13 protein-coding genes are annotated in these 12219 nt (G+C 57.1%); 1 reads left to right on the top strand and 12 read right to left on the bottom strand.

The window, feature by feature from the left end:
* Positions 1-24: 24 nt before the first annotated feature.
* From AC2FFE_RS06475 to AC2FFE_RS06465, 3 genes are read right to left on the bottom strand one after another with little or no spacing between them, the layout of a single operon-like run.
* Positions 25-234, bottom strand: coding sequence for a DUF2783 domain-containing protein (locus tag AC2FFE_RS06475; RefSeq protein ID WP_496817778.1), 210 nt, complete (start codon positions 232-234; stop codon positions 25-27).
* A 3-nt stretch (positions 235-237) separates the two neighbouring features.
* A complete protein-coding gene (locus AC2FFE_RS06470; RefSeq protein ID WP_496846198.1) occupies positions 238-1854 on the bottom strand; it encodes an FAD-dependent oxidoreductase in 1617 nt (538 codons plus the stop codon).
* Positions 1855-1860: 6 nt separating this feature from the next.
* Complete coding sequence (locus AC2FFE_RS06465; protein ID WP_496817780.1) at positions 1861-2811, bottom strand: MBL fold metallo-hydrolase; 951 nt, start codon at positions 2809-2811, stop codon at positions 1861-1863.
* Between the two features lie 137 nt (positions 2812-2948).
* Here AC2FFE_RS06465 and AC2FFE_RS06460 point away from each other — a divergent pair, with 137 nt between their 5' ends.
* Positions 2949-3437, top strand: coding sequence for a MarR family winged helix-turn-helix transcriptional regulator (locus AC2FFE_RS06460; RefSeq protein ID WP_496846197.1), 489 nt, complete (start codon positions 2949-2951; stop codon positions 3435-3437).
* 15 nt (positions 3438-3452) lie between these two features.
* Here AC2FFE_RS06460 and AC2FFE_RS06455 read toward each other — a convergent pair whose 3' ends face one another.
* The 9 genes from AC2FFE_RS06455 to paaZ all read right to left on the bottom strand — a co-directional run bounded on the left by AC2FFE_RS06455 (position 3453) and on the right by paaZ (position 12164).
* The gene (locus tag AC2FFE_RS06455) at positions 3453-4214 is read right to left on the bottom strand and encodes a Phenylacetic acid catabolic protein (RefSeq protein ID WP_496846196.1); all 762 of its coding nucleotides are present in this window, start codon (positions 4212-4214) and stop codon (positions 3453-3455) included.
* Between the two features lie 13 nt (positions 4215-4227).
* Entirely contained in the window at positions 4228-5301 is a 1074-nt protein-coding gene (locus AC2FFE_RS06450; RefSeq protein WP_496846195.1) for a 2Fe-2S iron-sulfur cluster-binding protein, read from the bottom strand.
* Between the two features lie 13 nt (positions 5302-5314).
* Entirely contained in the window at positions 5315-5776 is a 462-nt protein-coding gene (gene paaD / locus AC2FFE_RS06445; RefSeq protein ID WP_496846194.1) for a 1,2-phenylacetyl-CoA epoxidase subunit PaaD, read from the bottom strand.
* Positions 5777-5782: 6 nt separating this feature from the next.
* Positions 5783-6541, bottom strand: a complete 759-nt coding sequence (gene paaC, locus AC2FFE_RS06440; protein ID WP_496846193.1) for a 1,2-phenylacetyl-CoA epoxidase subunit PaaC — start codon at positions 6539-6541, stop codon at positions 5783-5785.
* On the bottom strand, positions 6541-6825 hold the full coding sequence (gene paaB, locus AC2FFE_RS06435) for a 1,2-phenylacetyl-CoA epoxidase subunit PaaB (protein ID WP_142639870.1): 285 nt from the start codon (positions 6823-6825) through the stop codon (positions 6541-6543). Before paaB ends, paaC begins: the two co-directional genes overlap by 1 nt.
* A 23-nt stretch (positions 6826-6848) precedes the next feature.
* Positions 6849-7826 carry a 1,2-phenylacetyl-CoA epoxidase subunit PaaA gene (paaA, locus tag AC2FFE_RS06430; RefSeq protein WP_496846192.1) on the bottom strand — a complete coding sequence of 326 codons (978 nt, stop codon included), beginning with the start codon at positions 7824-7826 and terminating at the stop codon, positions 6849-6851.
* Between the two features lie 68 nt (positions 7827-7894).
* Positions 7895-9097 carry a 3-oxoadipyl-CoA thiolase gene (gene pcaF, locus AC2FFE_RS06425; RefSeq protein WP_496846191.1) on the bottom strand — a complete coding sequence of 401 codons (1203 nt, stop codon included), beginning with the start codon at positions 9095-9097 and terminating at the stop codon, positions 7895-7897.
* Positions 9098-9268: 171 nt separating this feature from the next.
* Entirely contained in the window at positions 9269-10006 is a 738-nt protein-coding gene (locus tag AC2FFE_RS06420; protein WP_496846190.1) for a PaaX family transcriptional regulator C-terminal domain-containing protein, read from the bottom strand.
* Between the two features lie 127 nt (positions 10007-10133).
* Entirely contained in the window at positions 10134-12164 is a 2031-nt protein-coding gene (gene paaZ / locus AC2FFE_RS06415; protein ID WP_496846189.1) for a phenylacetic acid degradation bifunctional protein PaaZ, read from the bottom strand.
* Between the last annotated feature and the right edge of the window lie 55 nt (positions 12165-12219).

Below are 12219 nucleotides of genomic sequence, written 5' to 3'. Positions count from 1 at the left end.
TGGGCTGCCCCCACGTCTAAGCCCCTAGCTAGAATTGGGTTTCGCAGCTTTTCGGGCTGCATTCAGTGCGGCCTCGAGTATCGACTGATCGCCAATGTGATTGGCCAGGATCAGGATCAATCGGGCGTTCAGCGCGTGGACGTCTGCTTCGTTCAACCCGTCATGGGCATTCAGCAGCGCCTCATAGAAATCGTCGCCATTGTCGAAGTTCTGGGTCAGGATCAGGTGTGACACGGTTTAGCCCCTCCCCGAGGCTTTTTGCATCGCTGTCTCAATGACACTGGGATCAAACTGTGGCCAACGACCGGCGACATGCTGATCGGGGCGGATCAACAAAACGACTGATTGAGCCTCGCCCAGATAGCGTTCGGCCAAATGGCCTGTGACGTTCTGCAAGGTAAGACAATCCAGTGACTGCTCAGCCACTTCTAGCTGCTTGGGTAGATCGCAATTCAGTGCGAGGATCGAGAATGTACCAGTGTTGAGACGATCCAGTAGAAACCCGTTTTCCAAAGGCGCATCAGGTAGCGGGCTGCCGGGTCGTGTGCAGGCTGGCCCATCGGGCACCCCGTCGTCACTATTCAGCGGCGAATGATCATAGGTGCAGGGCACCGACAGGCGGCCTGAATTCACCAAAGGGCGTGCGAAATCAAAATCGGTGACCAAATCAAGCACCGCATCGCGGAACAACGCATGCGCAGGGTTCCGAGGCGTTAGAAAATCAGCGCTGCGGCTGGAGTTTTTGATGTTCTCCATGGCGCCATGCTTGCGTTCGGTATGGTAGCTGTCGAGCAACGTATCTGGCGCATCGCCCTGGATTACTGCTGCCAGTTTCCAGCCAAGATTGTCGATATCCTGAATGCCGCCATTGCAGCCGCGGGCACCAAAGGGGCTGACCTGATGGGCGCTGTCGCCTGCAAAGAATATCCGACCATGGCGATAGTCTTTCATCGTGCAACAACGGAACGTATAGATTGATGACCAGACCGGCTCGAACTCGACGTCTTCCCCGATCATCGCCGATACACGGGAGGCGACCTTATCAGGGTCCAGTTCGGCCTTGCGATCAATGTCCCACCCAAGCTGGAAATCAAGTCGCCAGACATTGTCGGGCTGCTTATGCATGAGGGCGGTTTCACCGCGATTGAAGGGGGGATCAAACCAGAACCGACGCTCGACCGGGAAATCAGCCTTCATCTTGATATCGGCGATCAGGAAGTTGTCCTCGAACACGCGACCTTCGAAACCAAGCCCCAGCATCTCGCGCGTGGGCGAACTCGCACCATCGCAGGCCACAAGGTAGTCGGCTTCGATCTGATAGGGCCCGTCCGGGGTATCGACATCCAAAAGGATGTGATCTTGGTTTTGTGTCAGCGCGGTAACCTGGTTCTGTCCGCGAATCTCAATCGGTGCGCCTAAAGCCTGTTGGCGGCGAATTTCCTCGATGATGAATTGCTCAAAATAGGGTTGTTGCAGGTTGATGAAGGCGGGGCGTTTGTGGCCTTCTTCTGGCAATAGGTTGAACGAATATATTTCTTCCGTGTCACGGTAGACCCGGCCCAGATTCCAGACCACGCCTTTCTCCACCATCGGATCGCCACATCCAAGACGGTCGCAAATTTCCAATGTTCGCTTGGAAAAGCAAATCGCGCGGCTGCCCATGCCCACTCCGTCATGGTCATCCAGGACAAGGCAACCAACGCCTTTTTTACCAAGATCCAGTGCAAGCCCCATCCCAACGGGGCCACCACCCACGATCACAACCGGATGGCGGTTGGGTCTGGGTTCGTCCTGATCGGGGACCCTTTCATAGGGATAAAGCTGAAAGGCCGTTTGATATCGCGCTGTAACCATGGCGGTTTACCCCTGCAGGGCCTCCCACATGTCCAGATCGCGCTGGGCGGTCCAGATCCGGGGGGTGTCGATGCCGCGAGCCTCGTCATAGGCGCGCGCGACGTTGAAGGGCAGGCAGTGTTCATAAATGGCATAATCCTTGAACTTTGGATCACATTCGGCGCGCACCGCATCCCACGCGTCTTTGAGCGAGCCGCCCTTCGCAGCAACAGGTTTCACCGCATTATAGGTGCTGTCTACAAAGTCGCGGGTATTGGCTAGTGCCGCATCGACCATCTGACGCCCGACCAGCGCATCCCCACGTCCGGGAGCAATACTTTGCGGATTGTAGGATTTGACCGCATCCAGTGTTGCGCCCCAATCTTCGAAATGGCCGTCACCGCAGTAGCAGGCCGAGTGATATTCAACGATATCACCGGTGAACATCGTCTGGCTATCGGGCACCCAGATGATGCTGTCACCCGCCGTATGCGCTCGCCCGATCTGCTTGATGACAACCTTGCGGTTGCCCAGATAGACGGTCATTTGATCGTTGAAGGTTGTTGTAGGCCAGGTCAGACCGGGGATGCTTTCATGTCCTTCGAACAGGCGTGGGAAACGCTGAAACTCGCTGTCCCAATCTTCCTGCCCGCGCTCCACAACCATGGCGCGCGCCGCATCGGACATGATGATCTGATCTGCACCAAAGGCTGAGGCCCCCAACACACGCACAGCGTGGTAGTGGGTCAGAACCACATGTGAGATTGGCTTATCGGTCACGCTGCGCACGCAGTCGATCACCTTTTGTGCAAGGCGCGGGGTGGCCTGAGCCTCGATTATCATGACACTGTCGTCACCGATGATCACGCCCGAATTCGGATCGCCCTCGGCAGTAAATGCATAAAGCCCATCGCCGATCTCGGTGAAAGAGATATTCTTTTCGGACATATCCCCTTGGCTTGCGAATGCTTTTGCCATGATCGGCTTCTCCCTCTTGCAACCGCACGTTTGAACGCTGAACGGCAGTTTGTTTCATATGCAACGAGTTGTTTGTCTTTGCAAATGAGGCAAAAGTCAATATCGTTCTAAATGCAACGATCGTGGATTTTGCCGAAATGCCAGATGAATTTAATCTGTCTTCCTTCTTACCATACCGGCTTGCGATATTGTCCGAACGGGTCAGCCGCCGCTTGTCGGTCGAATATGACCGGACACATGGGCTGACTGCTGCAGAATGGCGGGTGCTGGTGCATTTGCAGCGATGTGGGACTGCGTCGGTCCGCGATATCCGAACCTATGTGAACCTTGAAAAGCCACGGGTTAGTCGCGCGGTTTCCAAACTCGAGGCTGACGGACTGGTCACGAAGGTGCCGGGTGATACGGATGCGCGGCTTGTTTCGATTTCGCTGACCGATGCAGGGCACCAAGCTCTCGCCGAGATATTGCCCGCTGCCCGAGAGATCGAAGACCGTTTGCTGGCGGTCGCCAGCCCCGACGAATTGGCAACATTTTATACAGTCATGGAGCGCATGCATCATGTTCTGGACAAGGACCCGCAGGCCAAGGCGCGCTCGGCCATGGATCTGGACGGTGTTGAGACCTGAAGCCAACCCCCTGATTTAGGAAAGTTCCGACATTCCCAGCGTTTTCAGGACCTTAGCCATCGTCTTTTGCCAACGGTCGCGCAACGAAGCGTTTGTGTTCCGCCGCAGCCCAAGTGATTTCAGCAGTTCGAAGCGTTTTGTATCGTCGCCTCCGAAGGACGCGGCAACACGAGGCCACCAATAGGCGACCGAGCCCTGCATGTGTTCGGCATCGCCCTGATCGATCAGTTTAGTCGCACCTTCCAACGCCAGTTCGCCGTGATGCGCTTCGATCGGGGCGATCGTGCGAAAGGCTTCGGACAGCGGCTGGTATGAAATCGTCGAGTATTCGGCCAGTTGTTCGGCGACTGCACCGCTCATGAGCAAATTCATGATCACGGCGTCTGCCCAGCCCGAAAACGGGTAGTTGAACACAGCCAGACGCATGTCGTGTTCGGAACGGGTTGCCCCGATATCCGCATCCCGGTTCAGCCGCGCTGTCCAGGGATGATGATTGGCGTAGCGTTCCGTGTCGACGCCGAACTCGCCCATAATACTCAGAACGCGATCCGCATGATCTGTTTTTTCGAGCACGATTTTAGAGGCGGCGATGCGCTCTTTGATACCTGGTCCAAGATTGATCACGTCCGCAAAACCTGCTGCGCCTGCCAGCTCACTGTCGACAAATGTTGCCATCAGTTTTAACAGCTCCGCGCGATAGCGTGGCGGAACGTTAGTGGGGTTGGTCAGCACACCACCGGAGGCCAGATAGGTGTCGAGGGTCATCGCATCATTCATATCGGGCTCCTCTCTACTGATCGTAGTCCACAACCACGCGGTCTGTCAGCGGATAAGCCTGACAGCTCAGGACATAGCCCTTCGCAACCTCGTAATCCTCAAGCGCGTGGTTTGCGAGCATCTCGACCTCGCCTTCCAGCACCTTGCAGCGACAGGTCGAACAAACGCCGGCCTTGCAGGCAAAGGGGGCGTCTACCGCGTTTCCCAAAGCGGCTTCCAGAAGAGACAGGTCCTTTGGAACCTCCAAGGTCTGGGTTGACCCATCCAGTGTAATCGAAACGCTGGTCTGATTGCCTTGCATATCGGCGCTGTCAGAATGTGGCTTACGCTTTGCGCGACCCGGCTGCGCGCTGGCAAACAGTTCGAACTTGATCTGGCTGTCATCAAGCCCGTGTTCGCGCAGGGCAGCGGCAATTCCCAGCATCATCGGTTCAGGTCCGCAGATAAACGCAGTATCGACGTTTTCAATGTCGACCCAATGCTTGAACAATTCGGCGCACTTGTCTTGTGTGACCAGTCCGGTGAACAGGTCGATTTCCTGTGAATCCGTCTCGAGAATATGGATCACGTTGAGGCGACCCATGTAGAGGTTTTTGAGGTCCTCCAATTCTTCGCGGAACATGATCGTGTTGATGCCTTTATTGGCATAGATCAGCGTAAACCGCGAATGGGGTTCACGGGCGAGTGTGGTTTTGAGGATCGACAAAACCGGTGTAACACCCGATCCCCCTGCAAAGCCGAGATACTGTTTTTCGGCCGTTGCATCGATCGGAACGTGGAAGCTGCCCATCGGCGGCATGGCCTGCACAATGTCTCCGACACTCAGCTCGGAGTTTGCCCAGCCCGAGAAAGCACCGCCATCGACGCGCTTAATACCGACCTGCAAAACGCCATCATCTTTGCCCGCGCAGATCGAATAAGACCGGCGCAGTTCTTCTCCCTCAAAGTCGCGCCGGAATGTCAGGTACTGACCGGCGGTAAAGTCGAATTCTTCCGCTGCACCATTCACAGGTTCGAGCGTCACAACCACCGCATCGCGGATCGTTTTGTGGATATCGGTAACTTTCAGATCGTGGAAACGTACCATCCGGTGCTTCTCCTCAGATGCACTTGAAATAATCGAAGGGTTCCAGACAGTCGGTGCAGCGCCAATGCGCCTTGCACGGGGTCGAGCCAAACTGGCTGATCTTTTCAACTGCCTTGCTGCCGCAATGCGGGCAACGTTCGGGGCCGCCTGCCGGTTGCGGGGGGGCGATCCCGTATTCTTCCAGCCGGGCGCGGCCTTTGTCACTCAGCCAATCTGTGGTCCAGGCGGGCGAGATGGTGGTTTTAATCCTCAGATCCTTGATCCCGTGATCCCGCAGCGCCGTTTCGATGTCCATGCTGATGACAGAAGTTGCAGGACAACCGGAATAGGTTGGGGTAACCGTCACGGTCAGCGTTCCAGCATCCCATTGCACATCGCGCACGATCCCAAGATCGACCACTGAAATCACAGGGATTTCAGGGTCGGACACAGCATCCAGCCATTTCCAAATCTGGTCTGTCGGCACCCGGTCCATATCAGGTTACCAGCTGGCGCCGGGATAGGCGCGTTGAAGCCATTGCATTTGAGTTAGCAGGTGCCCCAGATGTTCGGTATGCATTTGCCCGTTGCGCCCGCCCTTATGTGCAAATGCGCTGTCGGGGATGGTCAGCGTTGCATCCGCCAGAACACGTTGGACCAATGTGTCATATTCGGTGCGCAGATCGGCGGGATTGGGGGCGATGCCAGCGCCTGCCATCTCGGCGTCCACCTCATCGCCGGAGAACATTTCTCCCACATAGGGCCACAGATAGTCCAGCGCCGCTTGCATCCGGTCGTGGCTTTCCGCCGTTCCGTCGCCCAATCCAACAACCGTGTCGCTTGAGCGTTCCAGGTGATAGGTGACCTCTTTGCTGGCCTTGGCCGCAATGGCCGCGACACGGTCGTCTGACGATTTGATCAGACGCCCCAGCATGATCGAATGCCATGCATCAAACAGGAACTGGCGCATCAGGGTTCGGCCAAAGTCTTCGTTCGGAACCTCGACCAGCAGAAGATTGCGGAAATCCCAGGCATCGCGCAGGAACGCCAGATCATCCGCGCTTTTGCCACCGTCGATTTCGCCTGCAAGGCCAAGCCACATCTGGGTTTGGCCGATCAGATCCAGTGCGGTATTGGCCAGCGCGATATCCTCCTCCAGCACGGGGGCATGACCGCACCATTCGCTGACGCGGTGGCCGAGGATCAGGGTATTGTCCCCCATCCGGAGCAAAAACTGCAATAAAGCCTCATCGCGGGTCATTACATCGCCCCCACTTCATCGGGGATGTCGAAGAATGTCGGGTGACGGTAGACCTTGCTTTCGCTGGGCTCATAGAGCGGGCCTTTGTCACTGGGGGATGAGGCCGAGATATTGTTCGCCTCGACCACCCAGATCGACACGCCTTCGTTGCGGCGGGTGTAGACATCACGTGCGTTCTTGATCGCCATTTCCGCATCTGGGGCGTGCAGTGAGCCGACATGACGATGGCTCATACCGTGCTGACCGCGGATAAAGACTTCCCAAAGGGGCCATTCGTTTTTCATCGGGTTTCCTCCTCAGGTCAGGCTTATTCAGCGGCCACTTGACGGGCGCGTTTCTTCTTGGCGTGGGCCAGCAGGCCGTCCCGCACCCATTGCCCGTTGTCCCAGGCCTTGTTGCGCGCGGCCAGACGGTCGGTGTTGCAAGGACCATTGCCCTTGATCACATCAAAGAACTCGGACCAGTCCGGTTCTGAAAAGTCATAGTGGCCGCGTTCTTCGTTCCATTTCAGGTCCGGGTCCGGGACGGTCAGCCCCAGGAATTCAGCCTGCGGCACGGTCTGATCGACGAATTTCTGACGCAGTTCGTCGTTGGTATTCATCTTGATCTTCCAGGCCATAGATTGGGTCGAATGCACCGAGTCCTTGTCGGATGGCCCGAACATCATCAGCGACGGGTACCAGAAGCGGTTCAGGGCATCTTGTGCCATCTTCTTCTGTTGAGGTGTGCCTTCGGCCATCTTGCGAATGGCATCGTACCCCTGACGCTGGTGAAAGCTTTCTTCCTTACAAATCCGGACCATGGCGCGTGAGTACGGCCCGTAAGATGTCCGCTGTAGCGGCACCTGGTTCATGATCGCGGCACCGTCGACCAGCCAGCCCACCGCGCCGATGTCGGCCCAGTTCAGCGTGGGGTAGTTGAAGATCGAGGAATATTTCATCCGACCGTCCAGCAGCATCTCGGTCAACTCGTCCCGACTGACGCCCAGAGTTTCCGCCGCGCAATAGAGGTACAACCCGTGTCCGGCCTCATCTTGCACCTTGGCCAGCAGGATCGCCTTGCGTTCCAATGTGGGCGCGCGGGTGATCCAGTTGCCTTCGGGCAGTTGTCCGACGATTTCGGAATGGGCGTGCTGACCGATCTGGCGGATCAGGGTTTTGCGATAGCCTTGCGGCATCCAGTCCTTCGGCTCAATCTTGATGTCCGCGTCGATCTTTGCCTGAAATTCGGCAAGCTTTTCGGGGTCATCATTCGTCGCCTCGGATTTAACCATTTGTGCGTACATCTTGTGTCCTCCATTCGGGTTGACCCAGACTTGAACCGATCAGCACTGTCCGTTCGGTGATCTGCCTGTCAAACCCGTTCCAAAATCAAAGCGGCACCCTGTCCGACACCGACGCACATGGTGCATAGCGCGTAACGACCGCCTGTCCGGCGCAATTGATACGCAGCCGTCAGAACCAATCGCGCGCCGGACATGCCAAGCGGGTGGCCTAAGGCAATAGCGCCGCCATTGGGGTTTACATGCACTGCGTCGTCAGGCAGGCTCAATTCTCTGAGCGTTGCCAATCCTTGCGCGGCGAAGGCCTCGTTCAACTCTATCACATCCATCTGTCCGATGGTCAGCCCGGCCCGGGCCAGCACCTTTCGGCTGGCCGGTACTGGGCCAATCCCCATAACGCGTGGCTCAACCCCGGCAACGGACATACCCACGACCCGCGCAATCGGGGTAAGGCCGTTCTTAGCAGCCGCCCCCTCATTCGCCATCAATATCGCCGCCGCGCCGTCGTTGACGCCCGATGCATTGCCCGCCGTTACTGTATTGTCTGGAGCGTTTACCCCTTTGAGGCCTGACAGTTTTTCTGCCGTTGTGCCCGGGCGCGGGTGCTCGTCAGTATCGATTACAACCGGATCGCCCTTGCGCTGGGGAACCCAGACCGGGGTGATTTCATCCGCGAACAGACCCGCTTTGTGCGCGGCAGCCCATCGGGCCTGACTGCGCGCGGCGAAACTGTCCTGATCCGCGCGGCTGATACCGTAGTCTTCCGCCACGTTGTCGGCGGTTTGTGGCATTGAATCAATGCCATAGGCCTGCTTCATCTTGGGGTTCACAAAACGCCAGCCAATCGTTGTGTCATAAACCGCATTGCTGCGCGTGAACGCGGATGTGGCTTTGGGCATCACAAATGGCGCGCGGGACATGCTTTCGACCCCGCCCGCGATCGCCAGGTCATAGTCACCTGCCTTGATCCCGCGGGCCACCATTCCAACCGCATCCATCCCGCTGGCACACAGACGGTTCACTGTGGTTCCAGGCACCTCGACCGGCAATCCGGCCAACAAGGCAGCCATCCGCGCCACATTCCGGTTGCTTTCACCAGCCTGATTGGCATCCCCATAGATTACGTCATCCACGCTGGACCAGTCCACTTGCGGGTTCCGCTCTTTCAAAGCGGCCAGCGGAATAGCCGCCAGATCATCCGTGCGGATCGAGGACAGCGCACCACCATATCGCCCGATCGGAGTGCGCGTCGCATCGCAAATGAATGCATCCATCCGTGAAGTCTCCTACGTGCTCACGTTATTCATAGACCGTATGGTCGGTTTATAGGGTTCCCGCCGATTCGAGGCAAGCATCATGTTACCAAAAAATAGCAAACTGTGAAATTACAGTAACATATTGAATCGTTGAAACCGATGCTTGCCACGAGTTGTCCGTGATCCAGCTTAGCTGTTCAATTCAGCTTCCAGCGCAGAGAGCTTTGGCCGGGGCAACCGGTCCAGAAGGTCGGAAACAGCCGCTCGGCATTCAGGCCCTTTCCAATCAACTGGAAGAAAATTCGCTGGCAAGACTGGGTGGCGCAGTACGATGCGGCGCCAATTGTGCACGACGAGAACGCGCAACATCGCGGTTTCCATCGGATCATCCGCACCGGTTCTGGGTAGAAGACCATCGACGACATGAACAGATTCAAGGAAATCAGCATATGCGGTTTTCAACGGCTCCGGCCCGAACAGGTCTCGCAACCATTCAGGAACCGAAATGGCGCTGGTTTCATAACCCAGCAATTCCTCCAGACCATCCGGCATTGGTCCTGACGCCATTGCCGTTGCCGGATTGAGTGACACATAGTCCCCGGTCAGCAAGAGGTCTGCCAGTTCTTTTCGGGATGTGTCGGTGTTGTTTGCAATCAGCACATGCCAGATATTCGGCATATCTACTTCGCGTCCATAAATGCGCGGTGCAGCGGCCGCACTTTGATTGCGCCCATATTCCGTGAGGTGATGGGTGCTGGCGCGCCCGATGCGGGTGCTTTCGATCCACCCGTCTTTGCGCAATCGATGCAAGGCAACCCTTGTTGCCTCGGACTTGATGCCAACACGACCCGTCAACGCCGTAATCAGCGTACCGCTGATCTGGTCCGATTTGTGTTGCGCAAGATCGCCAAAAATCGTGACCAACACCGACCACACCCGCAGGGAGGCGGTGGATGTCAGTTGACTTACACAAGAGTCAAACCAGTCGGTAGGCGCGTCTTTCATGGCCGCAGTATAGGCGGGCCGGATTGAATTACCATCCGGCCCGAAGCCTCTAGTAGGTCACCATCGTCAGCAGCTCGTATTCAGCGACAAGCTCATCATCCTGCTGGGTCAAAGTGACGTGCCAGCGCACCTCGCCATACGCGTCATTGCGCTTGGTCTTCGACTTGACGGTCAGGCGCACCTTGATGATGTCCCCTGGCACAACCGGTTTCATAAAGCGCAACCCGTCAAGGCCCGTATTCGCCAGGACAGGGCCCTCGTTCGGTTCGACAAACAACCCGGCGGCGAATGATAAAAGCAGGTATCCGTGTGCGACGCGACCAGGGAAGAACGGGTTCCTCTCCGCCGCATCCTGATCCATGTGCGCATAGAACGTATCGCCTGTGAATTCCGCAAAATGTTCGATGTCGTCCATCGTTACTATGCGCGGCTGTGTGTGGAGTGTCTCGCCAATGGCAAGATCGTTAAAGCGGCGGGTGAAGGGGTGGGCAGGGCCTTTGATTTCTGTCGCGCCCGGAACCCATTTGGACCCGATCGCTGCCAGGATGTCAGGAGACCCCTGTATAGCAGTGCGCTGCATATAGTGTTTCACACCCCGCACGCCGCCCATCTCCTCGCCGCCACCGGCGCGACCGGGGCCGCCATGGACCATATGGGGCAGCGGAGAACCGTGGCCGGTGGATTCTTTCATCGAGTCGCGGTTGTTGAAGTAAAGCCGCCCGTGATAGGCCCCGGCGCCCATGGCGAATTTGCAAGCTACATCCGTGTCATGCGTGATGACCGACGCAACCAAAGAGCCCTGTCCCTTATTCGCCAACTCAATCGCGTGATCGGTATCGCGGTATCCCATGATTGTGCTGACCGGGCCGAAGGCCTCAGTGTCATGAACGCGTGTAGCCGCATCCGGATTGGCGCAATGGAACAGCATCGGCGGCAGGAAAGCCCCCTTGTCGGCATCTGCACCGTCAACGGCAAAGTCATCTGGGTCGCCAAACACACGCTCGGCCTCTTGCCCAATGACCGCGGCCTTTTCCAGTACATCCCGTTTTTGACTATTCGAGACCAGCGCACCCATGCGCGTGGTTTGAAGTTTCGGGTCGCCGATGACCGTTTTGGACAGGCGCGCGGAAAGGGCTTCGATCACCGCTTGTACCTGTGGTTCAGGCGCGATGATCCGGCGGATTGCAGTACATTTCTGACCCGCCTTTGTGGTCATCTCGCGCTGAACTTCTTTGATGAACAGATCAAATTCCGGCGTTCCCGGTTCTGCGTCGGGGCCCAGAACCGAACAATTCAGGCTGTCTTGTTCGGCAATAAACCGTACCGAATTCTCAAGAATGACAGGGTTTGAGCGCAGTTTCTGCGCCGTTTCGGCCGAACCAGTGAAACTGACGACATCCTGCAGGGTCAGACGATCCAGCATATCTCCCAGACCGCCTGAAACAAGCTGCAGCGCCCCAGCTGGCAGAATGCCCGAATCCAGCATCAGCCGAACACACAGTTCGGTGACATAGCAGGAATTCGTCGCCGGTTTGACAATCGCAGGAACACCGGCCAGCAAGGCCGGGGCGAGTTTTTCCAGCATGCCCCAAACCGGAAAGTTGAATGCATTGATATGGACTGCCACGCCCTGAAGTGGGGTGCAGATGTGCTGGCCCAGAAATGTGCCGTTGCGCGACAGGTTTTCAACATCGCCGTCCAGATACACATGGCCGTCCGGCATCTCTCGGCGGCCTTTTGATGCGAAAACGAACATGGTGCCGATCCCGCCATCGATATCGATCAGGTGATCCGATTGCGTGGCACCTGTATTGAACGACAGGTCATACATGACCTGCTTATGCTGTCCCAGATACAGAGACAGCGCCTTGAGCATCTTGGCGCGTTCGTGAAAGGTCAGCTTACGCAGTGCGGGCCCGCCAATGTTGCGGGCATAGTCCAGCATGCCCTGCACATCCAAGCTGTTGTTGCCTGCGGTCGCGATCACCTCGCCCGTTATGGCGCTGGCGATAGTGCGGGCCCCGTCGCCCGGGGCAATCCATTCGCCCGCCGCGAAACTTGAAACCTGTTGGATTGTCATGAGCCACTCCTCAGTCCTGAGATGATCTGCGCCGACTTGCGCGCGGTAAAGATGA

Source organism: Ruegeria sp. YTSA168, assembly GCF_059610045.1.
The sequence above is the reverse complement of the archived record's forward strand: the minus strand, read 5'-3'. Positions and strand labels throughout refer to the sequence as shown.

Bases quoted from the DNA above. Each gene is read 5' to 3' on its own strand.
- pcaF (WP_496846191.1), bottom strand. From the start codon at position 9,097: ATGGATGCATTCATTTGCGATGCGACGCGCACTCCGATCGGGCGATAT.
- AC2FFE_RS06455 (WP_496846196.1), bottom strand. From the start codon at position 4,214: ATGAATGATGCGATGACCCTCGACACCTATCTGGCCTCCGGTGGTGTG.
- paaA (WP_496846192.1), bottom strand. From the start codon at position 7,826: ATGTACGCACAAATGGTTAAATCCGAGGCGACGAATGATGACCCCGAA.
- AC2FFE_RS06465 (WP_496817780.1), bottom strand. From the start codon at position 2,811: ATGGCAAAAGCATTCGCAAGCCAAGGGGATATGTCCGAAAAGAATATC.
- paaB (WP_142639870.1), bottom strand. From the start codon at position 6,825: ATGAAAAACGAATGGCCCCTTTGGGAAGTCTTTATCCGCGGTCAGCAC.
- AC2FFE_RS06450 (WP_496846195.1), bottom strand. From the start codon at position 5,301: ATGGTACGTTTCCACGATCTGAAAGTTACCGATATCCACAAAACGATC.
- AC2FFE_RS06460 (WP_496846197.1), top strand. From the start codon at position 2,949: ATGCCAGATGAATTTAATCTGTCTTCCTTCTTACCATACCGGCTTGCG.
- paaC (WP_496846193.1), bottom strand. From the start codon at position 6,541: ATGACCCGCGATGAGGCTTTATTGCAGTTTTTGCTCCGGATGGGGGAC.
- paaD (WP_496846194.1), bottom strand. From the start codon at position 5,776: ATGGACCGGGTGCCGACAGACCAGATTTGGAAATGGCTGGATGCTGTG.
- AC2FFE_RS06470 (WP_496846198.1), bottom strand. From the start codon at position 1,854: ATGGTTACAGCGCGATATCAAACGGCCTTTCAGCTTTATCCCTATGAA.
- paaZ (WP_496846189.1), bottom strand. From the start codon at position 12,164: ATGACAATCCAACAGGTTTCAAGTTTCGCGGCGGGCGAATGGATTGCC.